Source organism: Haloferax sp. AS1 (genome assembly GCF_014530665.1).
Classification (GTDB): domain Archaea; phylum Halobacteriota; class Halobacteria; order Halobacteriales; family Haloferacaceae; genus Haloferax; species Haloferax volcanii.
In genome coordinates this window covers 1,397,983-1,418,080 of sequence record NZ_SPSA01000001.1, presented here as the reverse complement: position 1 = coordinate 1,418,080, position 20,098 = coordinate 1,397,983, and the positions used below count along the sequence as shown (strand labels likewise).

Annotated in this window: 20 protein-coding genes; 10 read left to right on the top strand and 10 right to left on the bottom strand. The window is 69.1% G+C overall.

Annotation, left to right across the window (positions count from 1 at the left end; translation table 11 throughout):
- Positions 1-2: 2 nt before the first annotated feature.
- Both E4P24_RS07630 and E4P24_RS07625 read right to left on the bottom strand, forming a co-directional pair.
- The gene (locus tag E4P24_RS07630) at positions 3-536 is read right to left on the bottom strand and encodes a hypothetical protein (protein ID WP_006600293.1); all 534 of its coding nucleotides are present in this window, start codon (positions 534-536) and stop codon (positions 3-5) included.
- Positions 529-993, bottom strand: a complete 465-nt coding sequence (locus E4P24_RS07625) for a hypothetical protein (RefSeq protein WP_115802578.1) — start codon at positions 991-993, stop codon at positions 529-531. The genes E4P24_RS07630 and E4P24_RS07625 overlap by 8 nt, the downstream gene beginning before the upstream one ends.
- Before the next feature lie 122 nt (positions 994-1,115).
- Between E4P24_RS07625 and E4P24_RS07620 the strand changes: the two genes are divergently transcribed.
- The 7 genes from E4P24_RS07620 (at position 1,116) to E4P24_RS07590 (ending at position 8,205) form a co-directional block, all read left to right on the top strand.
- Entirely contained in the window at positions 1,116-2,033 is a 918-nt protein-coding gene (locus E4P24_RS07620) for a 1,4-dihydroxy-2-naphthoyl-CoA synthase (RefSeq protein ID WP_004063346.1), read from the top strand.
- A 123-nt stretch (positions 2,034-2,156) separates the two neighbouring features.
- A complete protein-coding gene (locus E4P24_RS07615; protein ID WP_006600295.1) occupies positions 2,157-3,386 on the top strand; it encodes an ABC transporter substrate-binding protein in 1,230 nt (409 codons plus the stop codon).
- A gap of 1 nt (position 3,387) precedes the next feature.
- Positions 3,388-4,362 (top strand): NAD(P)/FAD-dependent oxidoreductase, encoded by a 975-nt coding sequence (locus E4P24_RS07610; RefSeq protein ID WP_115859907.1) that lies wholly within the window; start codon positions 3,388-3,390, stop codon positions 4,360-4,362.
- A 214-nt stretch (positions 4,363-4,576) separates the two neighbouring features.
- Entirely contained in the window at positions 4,577-5,476 is a 900-nt protein-coding gene (locus E4P24_RS07605; protein ID WP_233506015.1) for a 1,4-dihydroxy-2-naphthoate polyprenyltransferase, read from the top strand.
- A 2-nt stretch (positions 5,477-5,478) separates the two neighbouring features.
- Entirely contained in the window at positions 5,479-6,537 is a 1,059-nt protein-coding gene (gene menC / locus E4P24_RS07600) for an o-succinylbenzoate synthase (protein ID WP_188148313.1), read from the top strand.
- A gap of 65 nt (positions 6,538-6,602) precedes the next feature.
- Entirely contained in the window at positions 6,603-7,412 is an 810-nt protein-coding gene (locus E4P24_RS07595) for an enoyl-CoA hydratase/isomerase family protein (RefSeq protein ID WP_115802574.1), read from the top strand.
- Between the two features lie 76 nt (positions 7,413-7,488).
- Positions 7,489-8,205: a ThuA domain-containing protein gene (locus E4P24_RS07590; RefSeq protein ID WP_115802573.1), complete on the top strand. Its 717-nt coding sequence runs from the start codon at positions 7,489-7,491 to the stop codon at positions 8,203-8,205.
- Positions 8,206-8,465: 260 nt separating this feature from the next.
- Here the strand turns inward: E4P24_RS07590 and E4P24_RS07585 are convergent, their stop codons facing one another.
- Positions 8,466-9,341 carry a hypothetical protein gene (locus E4P24_RS07585; protein WP_115802572.1) on the bottom strand — a complete coding sequence of 292 codons (876 nt, stop codon included), beginning with the start codon at positions 9,339-9,341 and terminating at the stop codon, positions 8,466-8,468.
- A 407-nt stretch (positions 9,342-9,748) separates the two neighbouring features.
- Here E4P24_RS07585 and E4P24_RS07580 point away from each other — a divergent pair, with 407 nt between their 5' ends.
- Positions 9,749-11,344 carry an ATP-binding protein gene (locus E4P24_RS07580; protein ID WP_188148665.1) on the top strand — a complete coding sequence of 532 codons (1,596 nt, stop codon included), beginning with the start codon at positions 9,749-9,751 and terminating at the stop codon, positions 11,342-11,344.
- Positions 11,345-11,349: 5 nt separating this feature from the next.
- Here E4P24_RS07580 and pyrI read toward each other — a convergent pair whose 3' ends face one another.
- The 5 genes from pyrI to gdhB form a co-directional block, all read right to left on the bottom strand.
- Positions 11,350-11,817 carry an aspartate carbamoyltransferase regulatory subunit gene (pyrI, locus tag E4P24_RS07575; protein ID WP_004043480.1) on the bottom strand — a complete coding sequence of 156 codons (468 nt, stop codon included), beginning with the start codon at positions 11,815-11,817 and terminating at the stop codon, positions 11,350-11,352.
- On the bottom strand, positions 11,814-12,728 hold the full coding sequence (gene pyrB / locus E4P24_RS07570; protein WP_004043481.1) for an aspartate carbamoyltransferase: 915 nt from the start codon (positions 12,726-12,728) through the stop codon (positions 11,814-11,816). Before pyrB ends, pyrI begins: the two co-directional genes overlap by 4 nt.
- A 241-nt stretch (positions 12,729-12,969) precedes the next feature.
- Positions 12,970-14,223: a Glu/Leu/Phe/Val dehydrogenase gene (locus E4P24_RS07565; protein ID WP_115802571.1), complete on the bottom strand. Its 1,254-nt coding sequence runs from the start codon at positions 14,221-14,223 to the stop codon at positions 12,970-12,972.
- Between the two features lie 162 nt (positions 14,224-14,385).
- Positions 14,386-15,225: a CoA ester lyase gene (locus E4P24_RS07560; RefSeq protein ID WP_188148312.1), complete on the bottom strand. Its 840-nt coding sequence runs from the start codon at positions 15,223-15,225 to the stop codon at positions 14,386-14,388.
- 51 nt (positions 15,226-15,276) lie between these two features.
- A complete protein-coding gene (gene gdhB, locus E4P24_RS07555) occupies positions 15,277-16,563 on the bottom strand; it encodes a glutamate dehydrogenase GdhB (RefSeq protein ID WP_006600300.1) in 1,287 nt (428 codons plus the stop codon).
- A 208-nt stretch (positions 16,564-16,771) separates the two neighbouring features.
- On the opposite strand from gdhB, the gene E4P24_RS07550 reads away from it, so the two are divergent.
- Together E4P24_RS07550 and E4P24_RS07545 are read left to right on the top strand one after the other, a co-directional pair.
- The gene (locus E4P24_RS07550; protein ID WP_345776371.1) at positions 16,772-17,272 is read left to right on the top strand and encodes a MaoC family dehydratase; all 501 of its coding nucleotides are present in this window, start codon (positions 16,772-16,774) and stop codon (positions 17,270-17,272) included.
- An 85-nt stretch (positions 17,273-17,357) separates the two neighbouring features.
- The gene (locus tag E4P24_RS07545; RefSeq protein ID WP_188148311.1) at positions 17,358-17,813 is read left to right on the top strand and encodes a DoxX family membrane protein; all 456 of its coding nucleotides are present in this window, start codon (positions 17,358-17,360) and stop codon (positions 17,811-17,813) included.
- Here E4P24_RS07545 and E4P24_RS07540 read toward each other — a convergent pair.
- The gene (locus tag E4P24_RS07540) at positions 17,797-18,156 is read right to left on the bottom strand and encodes a DUF5658 family protein (protein ID WP_006600302.1); all 360 of its coding nucleotides are present in this window, start codon (positions 18,154-18,156) and stop codon (positions 17,797-17,799) included. The two genes, E4P24_RS07545 and E4P24_RS07540, sit on opposite strands and share 17 nt — an antisense overlap.
- 186 nt (positions 18,157-18,342) lie before the next feature.
- Positions 18,343-20,088, bottom strand: a complete 1,746-nt coding sequence (locus E4P24_RS07535) for an acyl-CoA carboxylase subunit beta (protein WP_115859916.1) — start codon at positions 20,086-20,088, stop codon at positions 18,343-18,345.
- Positions 20,089-20,098 lie beyond the last annotated feature (10 nt).

The window sequence follows — 20,098 nt, the reverse complement described above, 5'->3', positions numbered from 1 at the left end:
ACTCATTCCCCGTCGGCGGCCCGCCCCGAGCCGTTCGACTCCGCCCACCGCCCGACCAGCCGGCCGGCCGCCCAGTAACAGCCGGCGTCGAGGACGACCGACAGAGCACCGATGACACCGCCGACGACGCTCGCGGCCGCGACGCCGATGAGCGCGATGAGCGCCAGCGCGACGAGTGGCGCGCCGTTCAGCACCGCGCCGACGAGGACGACGCCGAGGAGGAACGCCGCCCCGATGAGCGCGCCCGCCGCGAACCCGCGGAGGACGAGTCGCCACAGGCCGTTGAGGCCGTTCCGCAGGTCGGCCAGCCCGCCGTCCGCCAGCGCCCACCGGGTCGCGGCCGCGGTGAGGAGCCACAGGTACGCGAAGACGGCGACGCCCGGAAGCGTCCCGAAGTTGGCGAGTTCGCCTTCGAGCGCGCCGCTCGCGTGGGCCGCGAGGAGTCCGACGAGGCTCAGCGCGACGAGGTTGAACGACGAGACGACCCACGTCTCGAAGCGCCCCCGCGGCCCGACGCCGCCGGCGGCCTCACCCATGCGCCAGCACCTCCGCGAGCGCGACGAGGACGAGGAGCGCGGCGGCTGTCGCGCCGTAGCTCTTGGCGAGAAGCGAGCGCCCCAAACCAGTCGGGCCGCTCCGCCGGAGCCTGAACACGACGAGCGTCCGGACGAACGACCCGAGGACGAACGCGGTCACCGCGAGGAGTTTCGCGGTCAGGAGCGACCCCCAGCGCCCGGAGGGTCCGGGCGGGCCGAGCGCGCCGAGGTTGCCGACGCCGGTGACGACCATCGCGCCCATCGCCGCCCAGAAAACCGACTCGTAGAGGGCTGCGAACGGGGTCTGGTCGCCGCCAGAGGCGGTCGAGCCGCCGGCGTCCGCGCGTCCGGGACCGCCGGCTCTGAGCGTCGCCCACGCGAACGCCGCGCCGCCGAGGACGAGCGCCATTCCGACGACGTGGACGAGTCTGACGAGGAGGGTGGTCGCGGCCGACATACGCGAGAGTCGTTCACGCACTGACAAATAGCTCCGGGCCGTGGGGGCGGTCAGGCGGCGGGCCGTCCCCCGAACCGCGGCCGCAAGCGAATCTTTTTGCGCCGCCCGCGCCGCCTCTCGGTATGGTCTCGGAGATTTTCGACCCCGACCGCTGGGAGCCAGTCCCGGGGTCCGACGAGTTCGACGACATCACCTACCACCGCGCCGTCGACGTGCCGGCGGTCCGCATCGCGTTCGACCGCCCCGAGGTCCGAAACGCCTTCCGACCCGGAACCGTGGACGAACTCTACGCCGCGCTCGACGACGCCAGAAAGCGCGCGAACGTCGGGTGCGTCCTGCTCACCGGCAACGGCCCCTCCGAGAAGGACGGCGGCTGGGCGTTCTGCTCCGGCGGCGACCAGTCGGTTCGCGGCGGCTCGGGCTACGAGTACCGCGACGACGACGAGGCCGACGCCTCCGACGACCCGCTCGTCCGCGAGGCGAAGGCCGGTCGCCTGCACATCCTCGAAGTCCAGCGGCTCATCCGATTCATGCCTAAGCCCGTCGTCGCCGTCGTTCCCGGATGGGCCGTCGGCGGCGGCCACTCCCTGCACGTCGTCTGCGACATGACGCTCGCGTCCGAGGAGCACGCGAAGTTCCTCCAGACCGACCCCGACGTGGCCTCCTTCGACGGCGGCTTCGGCTCCGCGTACCTCGCCAAGCAGGTCGGCCAGAAGAAGGCCCGCGAGGTGTTCTTCATGGGGAAGACCTACTCCGCCGAGGAGGCGGTCGACATGGGGATGGCGAACGAGGCGATTCCCCACGAGGACCTCGAAGACGTGGCGCTGGAGTGGGCCGACGAGATGACGAAGAAGTCCCCGACGGCCATGCGGATGCTCAAGTACGCCTTCAACATGACCGACGACGGCATGGTCGGCCAGCAGGTGTTCGCCGGCGAGGCGACCCGACTCGCCTACATGACCGAGGAGGCACAGGAGGGCCGCGACGCCTTCCTCGAAAAGCGCGAACCGCGATTCCGCGACTACCCGTGGCACTACTGAGGCGCTGACGCCGCCGGCGGCGAACCGTCCTCCCGTCGGAGCGCCGAAACACGTCGCTCCGCCAATGTTTAGGCACGCCGAAAAATAGCAACGCTCTTGTGCGTTTAGGGTAGCCTAAATCCTATGGACGACAACTCCACCGGGAACGACGGACTCACGCGACGCAGTTACATTCGGTACGGCGGCACGGCGCTCGGGGCCGGGATGCTCGCCGGCTGTGCGTCGGACTCGTCGGGAAGCGACGAGACGACCGCCGCGGCCGAGACGACGACCGAGGCGGCCGCCGAGACCACCACCGCGGCCGACACCGAGACGGAGACCGACACGGCCGAGGCGGCCGACTCGTACTCGGTGACGATGGAGCCGATGGGCGAGGTCACGTTCGACTCGGTTCCCGAGTCGTGGGCCGCCTACGACGGCGGCTACGCGGACATGGCCGTCGCGCTCGGCGTCGGCGACGGGGTGACCGGCGTCGGCGGCGCGGGTCGGTACTACACCTACGTCTACGACGAACTCCCCGGCGTGAGCGTCGACCGCGAGCAAATCGAGGCGTACCCCGAGGTCAGGACGAAAGAGGAGTTCTACGAACTCGACAACGACGTCCACCTCTACGACCCGAACATGCTCATCAACTGGTTCGACTGGGACCAGGAGGACGTGGACGAAATCGCGGAGAACGTCGCCCCGTTCGTCGGCAACCTCATCTTCCGCCGGTCCGACGGCTGGCACGACTACCGCTACTACACGCTCTACGAGGCGTTCGAGAAGGTCGCGCAGGTGTTCCAGCGCGAGGACCGCTACGAGGCGTTCGCGGCGCTCCACGACGAGTTCATCGCGGAGATACAGTCGCGGCTGCCGCCGGCGGACGAGCGCCCGAACGTCTTTCTCACTTACGAGGGGACGACCGAACCCGAGACGTTCTCGCCGTACCGCCTCAACGACAAGGGCACGAGCAAAAAGCAGTGGAACGACCTCGGCGTCACCGACGCGCTCACCGGGACCGACATCGAGAACCTCAGCACGACCAACCGCGGCGAACTCGACTACGAGAACCTCCTCGAAGTCGACCCCGACGTGATTCTCATCCGCGGCCACGAGCGCAAGACGGCCGCGGAGTTCCGCGACACCGTCCTCGCGTACATGGAAGACCACCCCGTCGGCGGCGAGCTGACGGCCGTCCAGAACGGCCGAGTCTACCGCGGCGGCTACCTCAATCAGGGCCCGATTCACAACCTGTTCCTGACCGAGCGCGCCGCGAAGCAGCTGTTCCCCGACGAGTTCGGTGAGGTGACGGGCGACGCGGAACTGTTCGACCGCCAGCGCGTCGCGGACATCGTCAACGGGGAGTTCTGAGATGGCGGACGCCGGGCGCTCCGAGGAGGCGGAGACCGCGACGGAGCCGCAAGCGGCGGCGTTCGACTACGACGTGGCCATCGTCGGCGGCGGGCCGACGGGCTGCTCGGCGGGCGTCTTCACCGGCCGGTACGGCCTCGACACCGTCGTCTTCGACCGCGGCCGGTCGTCGCTCCAGCGCTGTGCGTATCTGGAGAACTACCTCGGCTTCCCCGGCGGCGTCGACATCGAGACGTTCTACGGACTCATCCACGACCACGCCGAGGCGGCCGGCTGCGACCTCGTTTCGGAGCTCGTCGAGGCGGTCGAACCCGCCGGTGGCGACGGGGGCGACCCGGACGCCGACGACCCCGCCGCCACCCGCCCCGGCTTCGCGGTCACGACGCAGAGCGGCGAGACCGTCACCGCGAGGCGGGTCGTTTCGGCGGCCCGCTACGGCGGCGACTTCCTCGAACCGCTCGGTGACGACGAGATGTTCGTCACCTACGAGCACGACGGCGAGACGCGGACGAAGTTCGACCGCGACTACGCCGACATCGAGGGCCGGACCGCAATCGACGGGCTGTACGTCGCCGCGCCGGTGAGCGAGGTCAACCTTCAGGCCATCATGTCGGCCGGACAGGGCGCGCGAGTCGGCCGGTCGGTCATCACCGACCACCGCCTCGAACGGGGGTATCCCGAAGCCCTCGCGCGCCACTGGGACTGGATACGCCCCGAAGCGGAACTCGCGGGCGACGCGGCCGCCCGCGACGACTGGCGCGAGCGGTTCGACAGCCGGGTTCCCGACGACTGCGACCTCTCCGAAGCGCGACTCCGCGAACTCCGCGAGGCCGACGTGGAGCGCCAACGCGAGATGTACGTCTCCGAGGAGGCGGTCGAAGCGCGCGCCGAACGGGGCCGCGAGCGACTCGCCGCCCGTCTCGGCTTCGACGCCCGGCCCGCCTCTGATTCCGAGTCCGACGCCGGTCCCGAGTAGCGAGGAACCTCCATCCCCGTCGGCCGACGGCGGTGACCACGTCGTCGCTGACGCCGGGGAGCGCCGCGCTGGGTCGCGCCGCGCGCCGGGCCACCGTGTTCTCCCACCCACCGCCTCGGCGTCGCGCGCTTTCGGATAGGAACTTACTCACTGCTCCGGCACTCGTATGCAGACAATGAGCACGCAGGACATCTCTCGCAGGCGGGCGTGGGTGATGGCGTCGCGGCCGCAGACGCTTCCGGCGGCCGCCGCGCCGGTCGTCGTCGGCACCGCGGTCGCCGTCCACGCCGACCTGTTCGCCCCGCTGCCCGCCTTCGCGGCGCTCGTGGGCGCGCTTCTCATCCAAGTCGGGACCAACTTCGCCAACGACTACTACGACGCGGTGCAGGGCGCTGACACCGAGGCCCGAGAGGGCTTCACCCGCGTCACCGCGGGCGGGCTCATCCCTCCGTCAGAGGTCAAGCGGGCGATGTATCTCACCTTCGCCGCCGCCGTCCTCCTCGGCACCTATCTCGTCTACGTCGGCGGCGTGCCCATCCTCGTCGTCGGCCTGCTCTCTGTCGCCTCGGGCATCGCCTACACCGGCGGCCCGTACCCCCTCGGCTACCACGGTCTGGGCGACCTGTTCGTCTTCGTCTTCTTCGGCCTCGTCGCCGTCGTCGGCACGTTCTACGTGCAGGCCGCGAGCGTCCTCGCCGCCCCGCTTTCCGTCGGGATTCCGGCGGGAACCGTCACGCTCGTCGCCGTCCTCGCCAGCCTCCCCATCGCCGCCATCTCCACGAACATCCTCGTCGTGAACAACGTCCGCGACAAGGAGGAAGACGCGACCACGGGCAAGCGGACGCTCGCGGTCCGGTTCGGCTACGGCTTCGCCCGCGCCGAGTACGTCACCATGCTCGCGCTCGCCTACGCCGTCCCCGTCTACCTCTGGACCCGCGCCGGCTTCGACTGGTACGTCCTGCTGCCGGTGTTCTCGATGCCCGTCGCGGCCCGAATCGCGCGGACCGTCGTGACCGAGACGAAAGGCGAGAAGCTCAACCCCGCGCTCGAAGACACGGGGAAACTCCTCGCGCTCTACGCCGTCCTCTTTTCGGTCGGCCTCGTGCTCGCGTGACGATGCGCGTCCGCGAGTTCGCCGTCGACCTCCGAACGCCGCTTTCGACCGCCGCGGACGACATCGAGCGCCGCGAGGGGTTCCTCGTCGCGGTCGACGTCACGGGCGAGACGGGCGTCGGCGAGGCGACGCCGCTTCCGGGCTGGACCGAGTCGCTCGAAGACTGCCGCGACGCGCTCGCCGGTCTCACGGAAGGCGATGCCGAGGGGGCTGCCGCGGGCGACCCCAAATCGGCGCTCGAAGACGGGGCGCTCGCGGACGCGCCCGCCGCGAGACACGCCGTCTCGCTCGCCGTCGCTGACGCCCGCGCTCGCGCCGCCGGCCGGCCGCTCGCCGCGTCCCTAGCCACCGACCCACACACCTCGCTTCCGGTGAACGCGACCCTCGGCGACGACGACCCCGAGGCGACCGTCGAAGCCGCCGAGACCGCCGTCGAATCGGGGTACGACTGCCTCAAACTGAAGGTCGGCGCGCGCGACCCGACCGACGACGTGGCGCGCCTGCGGGCGGTCCGCGAGGCGGTCGGTCCCGGCGTGGCGCTCCGGGCCGACGCGAACGCCGCGTGGGACCGCTGGACCGCCGACCGATTTCTGAACGCGGTCGAGGCGTCGGGCCTCGACCTCGATTACCTCGAACAGCCGCTTCCCGCCGACGAACTCGACGGCCACGCCGTCCTCCGACGACTCCACGACACGCCTATCGCGCTCGACGAGTCGCTTTCGGCGGTCCCGCCGGAGCGGACCATCGCCTCGAACGCGGCGGACGTGCTCGTCTGCAAGCCGATGGCGCTCGGCGGCCCGGACCGCGTCCGCGACCTCGCCGCCCGCGCCCGCGACGCCGGCGTGGCGGTCGTCGTCACGACCACCATCGACGCCGTCGTCGCCCGACTCGGCGCGCTCCACGTCGCGGCGTCGCTCCCCGGCGACCGGGCCCACGGGCTGGCGACCGCCTCGCTCCTCGACGCCGACCTCGCGGCCGACCCGGCTCCCGTGCGCGAGGGCCGGATGCGCGTCCCCGAGAGTCCGGGCCTCGGAATCGACGCGGACGCGCTGTTCCGCTGAGCGCAGTGGCAATCAACTCTCCACGAGGCAAACGTTTTTCACGATTCTGCACGTCGAACCGGGAGATGACCGAGGTCGAACTCGACTCCGACGCGGTACGGCTCTCGCTCGACGACGGCGTGGCGACGGTGACGCTGGACGCCCCGGCGGTTCGGAACGCGCTGACGGTCGAGGTGACCGCGGGCGTGCGCGAGGCGCTGGACTCGCTCCCCGACGCGGCGCGTTGCGTCGTCGTCCGCGGGAGCGACGAGGCGGGCGCGTTCTGCGCCGGCGGCGACGTGAACGCCATGCGTGAGCTCCAGGCCGACGCGATGACGCTCCCCGAGGCGGTCGACCACGTCGTCCGCGACACCGCCGACTGCGTGCGCCGCGTCTACGAGTGCGACCTACCGACGGTCGCGGCCATCGACGGCCCGGCCGTGGGCGCGGGCGCTGCGCTCGCCATCGCCTGCGACCTCCAACTCCTCCGCGAAGACGCCTTCATCAGCTTCGGTTTCCGCCGGGTCGGTCTCGCGGTCGACTCCGGCGTGTCGTATCTCCTTCCCCGGCTCGTCGGGCGCAACGTCGCCATGGAACTCGTCTACACCGGTGAGGAACTCGGTCCCGAGCGGGCGCTGGAACTCGGCGTCGTGAACCGCGTCGCGGACGAAGACGAGTTCGAGGCCGAACTCGCCGCCCTCGCGGAGCGCATCGCCGGCGGCCCGACGAAGGCGCTCACCGCCTCCAAGCGCCTGCTCCGCCGCCCCGACGACTCCATCGAGGCGGCCATCGAACACGAGGCGTCGGCGCAGGCAGTCATATTCGAGACCGACGACCACGCCGAGGGCGTGGCGTCGTTCACGAGTCGGCGGGAACCGGAGTTCGAGGGGACGTAGCCGGGCCGTCGGGCGACCGCCACGGGCCGGCTTCGGGTTCGGTGCATACTTGTCGCCACCCGGCGACGCCGGGAGTATGGTCACCGTCACCGTCTGGAACGAGTACCGACACGAGAAGGAAGACGACGAGGTCGCCGCGGTCTACCCCGACGGCATCCACGCGACGATTGCCGAAGGACTCCGCGAGGCCGGCTACGACGTGCAGACGGCCACGCTGGACGACCCCGAACACGGACTCACCGAGTCGGTCCTCGACGACACCGACGTGCTGGCGTGGTGGGGCCACAAGGCCCACGACGAGGTCGAGGACGCAATCGTTGACCGCGTTGTCGACCGCGTCCGCGACGGGATGGGACTGCTGGTGCTCCACTCGGGGCACTACTCCAAGCCGTTCAAGCGCCTGATGGGGACGACCTGCTCGCTGAAGTGGCGCGAGTCGGGCGAGAAAGAGCGCGTCTGGGTCGTCGAGCCGGGCCACCCCATCGCAGACGGGCTTCCCGAGTCGTTCGAGGTCCCCCGCGCCGAGATGTACGGCGAGCGGTTCGACATCCCCGCGCCGGACGAACTCGTCTTCACGTCGTGGTTCGAGGGCGGCGAAGTGTTCCGCTCGGGCTGTTGTTACACCCGCGGCAAGGGCCGCGTCTTCTACTTCCGGCCGGGCCACGAGACCTACCCAATCTACGAGCAGGCGGAGATTCGGACCGTCCTCGACAACGCCGTCGAGTGGGCGGCCCCCGGCGACGGTCCCGACCCGTACTTCGGCAACGCGGACCCAATCGAAGACTTCGACTGAGACGGGGGTGGACCCCCCAGCGGGACCGACCGGAGCGCCGACTATCATAAGTGGGTGCAGTCCGGAGAACGTCCATGGCACAACCGACGAGCGGGCAGCGGCGACTCATGTTCGCGCTGTTCGCGTTCGCGACGCTCGTCTTCCTCCTCGGCATCGTCGTCATCGGCTACCTCGCCGGCGCGTTCTGAAATCGCTCGGAGGCGGCCGCCCAATCGCCCGATCGCCCGATCGCCCGGTCGCCGCGCCGGTGAGCCCCGCCCTCAGCGGGTCGCGTCGTCGGGGTGGTAGGTCTTCCCGCGCGACCCGTCGGCGGTCATCCGGCGGAGCGTCGCGGCGGCGTTGCTCGCGTCGTAGCCGAACAGCACGTCCTTCGCGTACTCGTCTGCGACCTCGATAGCGTGGATGAGGTCGTCGACGTCAACGTTCACGGCGTACAGTTCGAGCGAGAAGTCGGCGTCGTACGGCTCCAGAAGCGAGACGAAGCCGCGGGCGATGGTTTCGAGCCAGTAGGTCGTCCCGTAGTTGGTGTCGTACAGCGGGACGACGAACTCGTCGACGTGCGCCGAAAGCGCCTCGATGTCGAGGCCGGCGCGGCGATAGAGGTGGCCCGGATAGGGGTCGGGATACAGCGTGAGATACAGGCGGCCGGGGACGCGCTCGGCGGCGTCGGCGACGAAGTCGGTGATGACCTCGGCGCGCCACTCGAACCACGCCTCTTCGTCGTCGGCGTCGCGGCCGCGGTCGTCGGCCCACGCCTCGAACTGCGAGGTACACCGCTCACAGAGGCAGTACTCGTCGCGCGGGAAGCCCACGTCGTCGAGGCGCACGTCGCCGTTGGCCGCGGCGGCGTCTTCGACGATTTCGAGCAGGCCGGCGCGGTACTTCTCGTTCGTCGGGCAGATGTACGCCCAGTCGAAGTACGTGCGGTCGCGCGTCGCCGGGTTCCCCTCGCCGTCGACGGGGACCAACTCGGGGTTCTCGTTGGCGGCGGCGTTGTCACCGAAACACGAAATCATGTTGACGGCGTTCGAAAGCGGTTCGGCCGCCCGGCCGGTGACGTCTTTGACCTCGTAGAACCCGCGGTCGAACTCCGGCCAGTCGACTTCCTCCTCGTTGCGCGTGACGACCCCGTACATGGCTTCGCCTTCGCGCGGGCGTCGGGTAAGTCGTTCGCTCTCGGGCGTGGGGCCCGCTCCGGCGCGGCCGCTGGACGGGCGGGAGTGGGGCTGACTCGGTCGGTGGCGACCGAGCGCCGAAAAGCGGTTACTCTTCGATTTCGACTTCGACGGTCTCTCCGCTGCCGGAGAACACGGTGTAGAGGACCGCGACGAGCGCCAGTACCAGGACCAGTTTGGCCTTCTTGGACATACCGAGGACTTCGACCGCACCGCACTAAGTGATTACGACACCGGGGCATTCGCGGACGCCGACGGGAAACTGGATACACGTTTCCTACTTGCGTTGATTAAGTGATAATTGTCACAGAAACGTTATGGTATCAGAGACCATCCTGTCGGTCGTTCAGTTCGTCCCCTTCCGCCCGATGCAACCCGATTCCTCGATTCGCGTCCTCTCCGCCGACGGCGACCGCGCGATTTCCCGCGCCGTCCAGCGGGCGGTCTCGGAGGCCGTCGTCGATGAAGCCGCGACGCTCGACGCCGGCCGTCGCGCCCTCGACGGCGACGCGTACGACTGTCTCGTCCTCGGCGCAGGATTCTCCGACGGCGACGGCGTCTCGCTGCTCCGCGAGGTTCGCGCGACCGACGACGACCTCCCGGTGGTCGTCCTCGCGCCCGGCGACGCCGACCACGCCGTGACGGAACTGGTCGATTTGGGTATCGACGCCTACCTCGACCGTGCGGCGGTCCTGCGGAGGGCGGCGCGCGCCGACGGTGACGATAGCGACGATAGCGACGACACCGACGACACCGACGACACCGACGACACCGACAGCGACACCCCCGCGGGCGCATCTCCTGACGACGAACTCGGGTCGCGCGTCCGGCGACTCGCCTGCGAACACCGCAAGGCGCGGGTCGCCATCGACGCGCTCAATGGGGACCCCCCGGCCGACGCGAGTTGGTTCATCGAGGACGCGCTCGACGCGCTCGACGACGTGTTCTACGTCTACGACGGCGAGGGACACCTCGTCTCGTGGAACGAGCGGCTCTCGGAGCTCACCGGCCTAACGGACGCCGACCTCGCCGGGATGTCGGCCGACGCGTTCTTCCACGAGGCCGACCGTCCGGCGGTCAAACGCGCCGTCGAGGAGGCCATCCGAACGGGGACGACGGTCGTCGAAGCGCGGTTGCCGACCGACGACGGCATGCTGTTGTTCCAACTCACCGGCCGTCGGCTCACGAAACCGAACGGCGAGGTCGTCGGCTTCTGTGGCGTCGGGCGCGATATTACGACCCACCGACAGCACGAAGAACAGCTCGCACAGCAAAACGAGCGACTGGGCGAGTTCGCGCGAGTTCTCTCGCACGACCTACGAAACCCGCTTTCCGTCGCAATCGGCTTTCTCGACCTCGAACGAGAGACCAACGACTCCGAACATCTCGAACGGGTCGCGACCTCGTTGACCCGCATCAGCGACATCGTCAACGACGTGCTGACCGCGGCCCGCCGCGGAACGGCGGTCGTCGAGTTCACGCCCGTCGCCGTCGAGGCGGTCGCCCGACGCGCGTGGGACACGGTCGAGACGGGCGACGCGGCGCTCGTCGTCGAGTCGACCGCGACGATTCACGCCGACCCCGGTCGGCTCCAGCGACTGTTCGAGAACCTGTTTCGGAATTCCGTGGAACACGGGACTGCGGACGGCCGAACCTCGCCGCTGGCCGTCCGCGTTACCGCGTCGCCGGCAGACGGGACGGTCGCGGTCGAAGACGACGGGACCGGCATCGACGCCGCCATCGTCACGCGGGTGTTCGAACGCGGCTTCACTACCTCGGCCGAGGGGACGGGCTTCGGCCTCGATATCGTCCGGTCGCTGGCGGAGGCCCACGGCTGGTCGGTCTCCGTCGGATCGGCGTCGACAGGCGGCGCGAGATTCGAGTTCGCGGGCGTCGAGTTCGCGGGCGAGGACCACCGCTGTCCGGCGAGCGCCGCGCGAAAAAGCGGGTCGGACGACTCCTAACGCGGTCAGTTCACGTCGAGGTTGGCCGCGACTTCGTCCTCGCGGACGATGGTCTCGCAGTAGTCGCAGCGCACGCCGTCCGAGAGGACCGTAAAGCGGGACTGTATGGGCTCGTCGGCGTTCGAGATGCAGTTTCTGTTCGGACACGAGATGATGCTTGCGACGGCGTCGGGGCGGACGACCCGGTTCTTCTCGACCACGTCGTAGTCGCGGACGATGTTGATGCTCGCGGCGGGCGCGATGAGCGACAGCACGTCCACCTCGGACTGGCTCAGTTCGCGGCCCTCGACCTTCACGATGTCCTTGCGGCCGAGGCGGTCGGAGGGGACGTTCATCCCGACCGAGACCGCCTCTCCGCTGGTGCCGTCGATGCCGAGGATGGCGAGGACGTTGAGCGCCTGCCCCGCGGCGACGTGGTCGATGACGGTGCCGTTTCGAATCTTCGAGACGCGGAGTTGGTGGTCGTCTGTCATCGGTCTTGGGAGAGGAGGATGTCCAGAAGCGCCATCCGGACCGGGATGCCGTTGTGAGCCTGTTCGAAGTACGTCGCGTGGTCGGTGTCGTCGATGTCCGGAGAAATCTCGTCCACGCGGGGGAGCGGGTGCATGATAGTGAGGTCGTCCGCCGCCGCGTCCAGCGTCTCCGAGTCGATTTGGTACTGTCCCGCGACCTTGCGGTACTCGTTTTCGTCGGGGAAGCGCTCGCGCTGGATGCGCGTCACGTAGAGCACGTCGAGTTCGGGGAGCACCTCGTCGAGTTCGGTGTGTTCTCTGACCTGCGCGCCCGAGGCGTGGAGGTCGTAGCGGACGTTTCGGGGGAGTCGCAGGCTCTCGGGGCTGATGAAGTGCTGGCTGGCGTCGAAGTTCGTCAGCGCCTCGGCCAGCGAGTGGACCGTCCGGCCGTACTTCAGGTCGCCCATGATGCCGATGGTGAGGTCGTCGAGGCCGGCGTTCTCCCGGATGGTGTAGAGGTCGAGGAGGGTCTGGCTCGGGTGCTGGCCCGCGCCGTCGCCCGCGTTGACGAGCGGCACGTCGACGAACTCGGCGGCCATCGTGGCCGCGCCCTCGCTCGGGTGGCGGAGCACGAGCGCGTCGGCGTAGCCCTCGACCACGCGGACGGTGTCGGCGAGCGTCTCGCCCTTCTTGACCGACGACGACTCGACCGGTCCCATATCGACGGTCTGGCCGCCGAGGCGTTTCATCGCGGAGTCGAAGCTCATCCGAGTTCGCGTGCTCGGCTCGAAGAAACAGAGCCCGAGAACCTTTCCGGCGTGTCGTTGCCGGAACGCGGCCGGGTCGGCGTCGATGTCGGCCGCGCGGTCGAGCACCGCCTCGATGTCCTCCCGCGAGAGGTGCGACGCGGAGATGAGGTGGTCCTGACGCATCGATGAATGACGCGACCTACACCGACTTGAATCCCCCGGCATCGGACGCTTCGAGTGATATTCACCACCATGCATAGAATCGGCAGCGTCTGCGACCGCGCCGGCGGTCGCGGCGGACACAGAAGCGGGGCGAACCGGTCGAACAACGAGGCGACGAGGCGGCAGGGCGAAACGCGAGACGGCACGACGAAACCGCTGAGACGGCACGACGAAACCGCCGAGGCGACGACCGGCTCCGACGCTACGGCCAGTTGCCGGCTGAGTCGTAGGAGTCCACGACGCGGCGGATGGCGACGACGTAGGCCGCGGTGCGGAAGTTCGGCAGGTCGTGGGTCTCGTAGGCGTCGACGAGTTCCTCGAAGGCGTCGACGATGACGCGCTCCAGTTCGTCGTTGACGCGCTGTTCGGTCCAGTAGAACCGCTGGCGGTTCTGGACCCACTCGAAGTACGAGACGGTGACACCGCCGGCGTTGGCGAGGATGTCGGGGAAGACGTGGACCTCGCGCTCGGTGAGCACGTCGTCGGCGTCGGGCGTGAGCGGGCCGTTGGCGGCCTCGACGATGACGTCCGCCTTCACGTCGTGGGCGAGTTCGCCGTCGATGGCGTTCTCCAGCGCGGCGGGGACGAGCAGGTCCACGTCGAGGGTGAGCAGCTCTTCGTTGGTGATGGCCTCCGTGCCCTCGTAGTCCGAGACGGTGCCCGTCTCGTTTTTGAACTCCTTGACTGCGCGGGTGTCGAGGCCGTCGGGGTCGTAGATGCCGCCGGAGGAGTCGGAGACGGCGACGACCGACGCGCCGAGGTCCTCGACGAGCCTCGCGGCGATGGAGCCGGCGTTCCCGTAGCCCTGGACGGCGACGGTCGCGCCCTCGATGTCGCGGCCGAGGTAGTCGAACGCCTCGCGGGCGGTGAGCATCGTCGAGCGGCCCGTCGCCTCGACGCGGCCCTCGCTCCCGCCGTTCGAGAGCGCCTTGCCGGTGATGACCCCCGGCGCGGTGGTGTTTTCGAGGGTCTCGTAGGTGTCCTTAATCCAGTTCATCTCGCGCTGGCCGGTGTTCACGTCGGGCGCGGGGATGTCGCGGCTCTCGCCGATGAGGGGGCGAAGCTCCTTGGCGAACGACCGGGTGATGCGTTCGAGTTCGGATTCGGAGTACGCCTTGGGGTCGATGACGATACCGCCCTTGCCGCCGCCGTAGGGGATGTCGACGACGGCGCACTTGTACACCATCCAGCCCGAAAGCGCCTTCACCTCGTCTCGGCTGACGTTCGGGTGGTAGCGAATCCCGCCTTTGTACGGGCCGCGGTCGCCGTTGAACTGCGAGCGGTAGGCGCGAAACAGCTCCACGTCGCCGTCGTCCATCTCGACGGCGAGGTTCGTTTCGAGGACCCGCTCGGGGTTCTTCAGCCGCTCGATAACGTCGTCGCGCACGTCGAGGTAGGCGGCCGCGTCGTCGATTTGCTCCTGCAGACTCTCGAAGGGATTCGCCTCTTGTGCCATGCCCTAATACGGTCCGGGCATCCGGTTAAGCGTAGCGGGGATTGTAGCATACCACAGTATTGAGACACACACCCATTGCTAAAAGGTGACAGTCGTCGGGCGTCCGGCCGAGTCGGCATCGGGCCGGGCCGGTCTCGCGCCGGCGCGTCGGTCCGGGTGCGCTCAGTACGACTCGCCGGCGCGGTCGAGGATGTTCTCGGCCTGTTTGACGAGCGGGGCGTCTATCATCTCGCCGTCGACGCCGAAGACGCCCCGACCCTCCCTCGCGGCCTCGTCGCGGGCGCGGAGCACCTTTTTCGCCCACGCCACGTCCTCGTCGTCGGGGGAGAACGCCTCGTTGATGACGGGCACCTGCGCGGGGTGGATGGCGAGTTTCCCGTCGTAGCCGAGTCGCCGGCCGAACGCGGCGTCCTCGCGGAGCCCCGCCTCGTCCCGATAGTCGACGTGGAGCGTGTCGATGGCGTCGACGCCGGCGGCCGCGGCCGCGACGACGACGCGCTCGCGGGCGTACAGCACCTCGGTGCCCTCCTCGGACCGGGTCGCGCCCACGTCGGCGGCGAAGTCCTCCGCGCCGAAGACGACCGCGGCGGCGTCGGGCGCGGCCGCGACCTCGGGGGCGGCGAGGACGCCCGCCGCGCTCTCGACGATGGCGATGACGGGGCAGTCCGCGCCGACCTCGCGAGCCGCGCCGGCGACGCTCGTCACGTCGTCGGCGCTCGTCGCCTTCGGGACGACGAGCGAATCTGGCGGGTGGGCGGCGCAGACGGCGGCGATGTCGTCGCGGCCGGCTTCGCCGGGGTTGACGCGGACCGCGACCTCGGCGTCGGGGTCGAACTCGGGGTCCGAGAGGACCGAAGCGACCGCCTCCCGAGCCTCGGCTTTCCTGTCGGGCGAGACGGCGTCTTCGAGGTCGAAGACGAGCACGTCCGCGCCCGCGCCGGGGGCTTTCCGCAGTAGCTCGGGTCGGTCGCCGGGGGAGAACAGAACGCTGCGTCGGGGCATAGAGTGTGTATCGAGGTGGACGGTGAAATATCGACTCGTCGCCGGCCCGGCTCAGGGCCAGAGACCGCGGTGTTCGTGGGCCTCGGAGACGCGTTCGAGCGCGACCATGTAGGCGGCGTCGCGCCACGTCACGTCGTGTTCCTCGACGCGCTCGCGGACGGCGGTCCACGCGCGGAGCATCTCGGTCTCCAGTTCGTCGTGGACGCGTTCGAGCGACCACGAGCGGTGGTTGAGGTCCTGCAACCACTCGAAGTACGAGACGGTGACGCCGCCGGCGTTGGCGAGGATGTCGGGGACGACGGGAATCTCGCGCGTCTCGAAGACCTCGTCCGCGGCCGACGTGGTCGGGCCGTTCGCGCCCTCGACGACGAGGTCAGCCCGCACGTCGTCGGCGTTCTCGGCGGTCAGGACGTTGCCGACGGCGGCCGGGATGAGCACGTCCACGTCGAGTTCGAGCAGTTCCTCGTTCGAGAGCTTCCGCGGCGCGTCGTACTTCATGACGGCTTCCGGCTCCTCCTCGTGGGTCGGCACGTCGTGCGTGTCGAGGCCGTCGGGGTCGTAGATGGCCCCGTTCACGTCGGAGACGGCGACGACCGTCGCGCCCTCGTCGTCGAGGAGTCGCGCGGCGGGCGCGCCGACCGAGCCGAACCCCTGTACCGCGACGGTGGTGTCTTCGATGTCCCAGCCGAGGTAGTCGATGGCCTCGCGGGCGATGATGGCGACGGAGCGTCCGGGCGCGGTGTCGCGGCCCTCGCTCCCGCCGACGACCGGCGGTTTGCCCGTCACGACGCCCGCCTTCGTCTCGCCTTCCTGCATCGAGTAGGCGTCCATGAACCACGCCATCGTCTGGGCGTCGGTTCCCATGTCGGGCGCGGGGATGTCTTTCGTTGGACCGATGAAGGGGCGAAGCTCCTCTGCGAACCGGCGGGTGAGCCGCTCTTTCTCGTCGGTCGAGAGGTCCTTGGGGTCGACGACGACGCCGCCTTTGCCGCCGCCGAACGGGAGGTCCATCACGGCGCACTTCCACGTCATCCACATCGAAAGGCCGATGCACTCGGCTTCGGTCACGTCGGGATGGAACCGGAGGCCGCCCTTGTAGGGGCCGCGGACGCTGTCGTGTTGGGCGCGGTAGCCGGTGTAGACCGCGGTCGAACCGTCGTCGCGTTCGAGGGGGACCGAGACGCGGTGGACCTGATTCGGGTGTCGGAGCCGCTCGATGACGCCGGGGTCGACGTCGAGGTGCGCCGCCGCGCGTTCGAGCTGTCGGCGGGCCGTCTCGAGGGCTGTCTCTTCGGTCGGTTCGTCGTCCGTCGCGGTGGATGGTGCTGCGGATGCCATGATTGGTCGTGCCGGCCGAGCGCCGGCTGAGCCGAGGGACAGACGCGCCGTCCCGCGCCCGCAGTGACGGCCGAATCACCGACCGAACGGCCGACCGAATCGGCCGTCATCGGGCGCTTTCGCAATCCTCTATTGTGGATAATTATAATGGTTGTTATCTAGTTTCGTTCGGGGCAATAGTTGTCACACGAGGCGGTCGACCGGCACGATTTTATCACGGTCTATCACACGATTCACCATGACCGGTCTGTACTACGAGGAGTTCGAGGTCGGCCGGACCATCGAACACGAAAAACGCCGCACCGTCTCGGAGTCGGACAACCAGCGCTTCTGCGACATGACGATGAACCAGCAACCGCTCCACCTCGACGCCGAGTTCGCGGGCGACTCGCAGTTCGGGGAGCGACTGGTCAACGGCCTCTACACGATGAGCCTCGCGGTCGGGCTCTCGATTCCCGACACGACCGACGGGACCATCGTGGCGAACCTCGGCTACGACGACGTGTCCCACCCGAACCCGGTGTTCCACGGCGACACGCTCCGGGCGCAGACGACCGTCCTCGACAAGCGCGAGACCTCCGACGGCGAGCGCGGCGTGGTGACGATGAAAGTCGAGGTGTTCAACCAGGACGACGACCTCGTCTGCGAGTTCGAGCGGACGGCGCTGTCGCTGAAACGCGAGTTCGCCGCCGACGCTGACGACGCCTGAGCTGGGTCGGGTTGTGCCACGGCGCGTCGCCCCGCGTCTCCGCGCCCACCCGCACCGTTTTCTCCCCGGCGTCGCTAGGCCGGACATGGATTTCGACGGCCTCTCCGCGCGGACCGCGTCGGTCGCTGACCGGGCCGCCGCGGTCGCCGCCCGCGCCCCCGAACCCACGACCGTCGCTCGGGTCGGCCTCGGCGCGATGGTGTTCGCCGCGGGCGTCCACAAGCTTCTGGACCCGCTTTCGTGGTCGGCGTACGTCGTCCCGTGGCTCGCGCCGCTTTTCGTCGTCTCGCCGGTGACGTTCGTGCTCGCAAACGGCGTTCTCGAAGTCGGCTTCGGCGCGGCCATCGTCGCGGACCGCTACACCGCCCCCGCGAGCGCCGTCGCTGCCGTCTCGCTGTCGACGACGTGTCTCTACCTCGCGGTCGTGTTCGTCGTCGAAGGCGGCCTGTTTGGTGACGTGCTCGCCCGCGACATCGGACTGGCGGGGCTCGCGTGGGCCGTGCTTATCGACTCGCTCCGGCGGCCTACCCGAACACCGTAACGAGGATGAGTTGCGTGTTCATCAGCCCGGCGACGCCCCACGGGACGGCCACGCCGATGGGAATCGCCCCGCGGTAGCGACTCGGGAGGACGCGCCACGCGACGACCGCGACCGCGAGGACGACGAGTTTCAACGAGATGAGCGCGCCCACCGGCCCGAACACGGGGATGAGCGCGAGAACGACGGGGTTGAGCTCGGCCAGCCCCCGGCCGAGGCCGTAGAGCGTCGTCAGCACGTCGAGGACGAACGCCAGCATCGTCACGGTCCAGAGGACGTGCTCGTCGCTCACCGCGTGTGCGAGTGCCGCGCGGGGCGTCTCGGGAAGGGGAAGTTCGTGGCTCATGGCGGGCTATCGGCAAGCGACGATTCCCGATGTCGCGGCGAGACGTGACGACGCGATGGGCGGAACGGGCGGGAGTCGGCCGACGATGGGGTCCGTACCACCCCCGCCGTCCTCAGTACGAACCGCTTAGGTCAGTTACCGTGAGATTACCCGCCGGAAAAACGGAGCATTAACCCCCGACTCGGCTCAGATGACGGTCCCGTGCTTCTTGTCGGGGAGCGACTTCTCCACGTCGGCGTAGAACTCGAAGCGGGCCGCAAGCTCGTCGCGGAGGGTCGACGGCGGGACGATTTCGTCGATGACGACCTCGCTCGCCATCCGGTGGGCGTCGATGTCCTCGCGGTACTCCTCGCGGAGTTCGTCTTCCATCCGCGCCCGTTCTTCGGGGTCGTCGACGTCGGCGAGCTTGTTCGCGTACACCGCGTTGATGGCGGCTTCGGGGCCCATGATACCGATTTCGCCCGAGGGGAGCGCGATGACGCTCTCGGGGTCGTAGGCCGGGCCGCCCATGGCGTAGATGCCCGCGCCGTAGGCCTTCCGCACGATGACGGTCTGCTTGGGCACCGTCGCCGACGACGTGGCGTAGATGAACTTCTTGCCCTTCTCCAGGATGGCGTCCTTTTCGACCTGCGACCCGGCCATGAAGCCGGGCGTGTCACAGAGGTAGAGGAGCGGAATCTCGTAGGCGTCGCAGGTCCAGATGAACTCCGCGGCCTTCTCGGCGGCGTCGGGGAAGATGGCTCCCGACCGCTCGGTGGGCTGGTTGGCGACGATGCCGACCGGCCGACCGTCGATGCGGGCGAACGCGGTGACGATTTCCTTCCCGTAGTCGGGCTTCAGTTCGAACACCGATTCGGCGTCGACGACGCGCTCGATGAGGTCGTGGGCGTCGTAGGGGCGGTTCGGTGACTCGGGGATGAGTTCGTCGATGCCGTCGGGGGAGTACCGCGGCGGTTTCGACTCGGCGCGCGGCGGCTTCTCGCCGGCCTTGTCGGGGAGGTAGGTGATGAGCTGAGAGACGAGTTCGCGGGCGTGCGCCTCGTCGCGGGCGACGAGGTCGGCGCTCCCGGACTCCTCGGCGTGCACCCGCGCGCCGCCGAGGTCCTGCATGGAAATCTCCTCGCCGGTGACCATCTTCACCATGCGCGGCGAGGCGATGGCCATCGCGGACATCCCCTCGACCATGACCGTGAAGTCGGCGAAGACGGGCGTGTAGGCCGCGCCGGCGATACACGGCCCGTAGAGGACGCAAATCTGCGGGACGTACCCCGAGAGCATCGAGTGGTTGTAGTAATATTTCCCGATGCCCTCGCGGTTGGCGAAGAAGCCGGTCTGCTGGTCGATGCGGCCGCCCGAGGAGTCCATCAGGTAGAGCACCGGCTTGCCGGTCTTGAGGGCGCGCTGCTGCATGCGGAGGAACTTCTCGACGCCGCGGCGGGCCATCGACCCGGCCTTGACGGTGAAGTCGTTGGCCATGACGTGGAGGTCGCGGCCCTCGAACTCGGCGGCTCCCGTGAGGAGGCCGTCGCCCGGCAGGCGAGTGTTCGGGTCCGCCTCGTCGACCTCGGGAGAGTTCTCGTGCCACGAGTCGAAGTTGGCGAACTTGCCGTCTTCGAACGCCAGCCCGTCGGGGAACCAGAGTTCGAGACGGTCGCGGACGAACAGCTTTCCCGACTCCGGCAGGCGCTGTTTGTACTTCTCGGGGCCGCCGCCGAGGATGTCCGCGATTTCCTCGCGGAGTTGCTCCTCGCGCTCGGTGGGACCCATGTCGTCGTCCAGCGGGAAGGTGTCCGCGGGTGGTTCGGCGTCCGCGACGGCCTCCTCGCCGTCGCCGACGAAGACGTTCACGTCCGTCCCGAGGTGTCGCGCCAGCGCGTTGGCGATGGCCTCGGCCTCGTCGCCGGTCGCGCCGTCACCGATTCTGACCTTCATACTCGGTGAT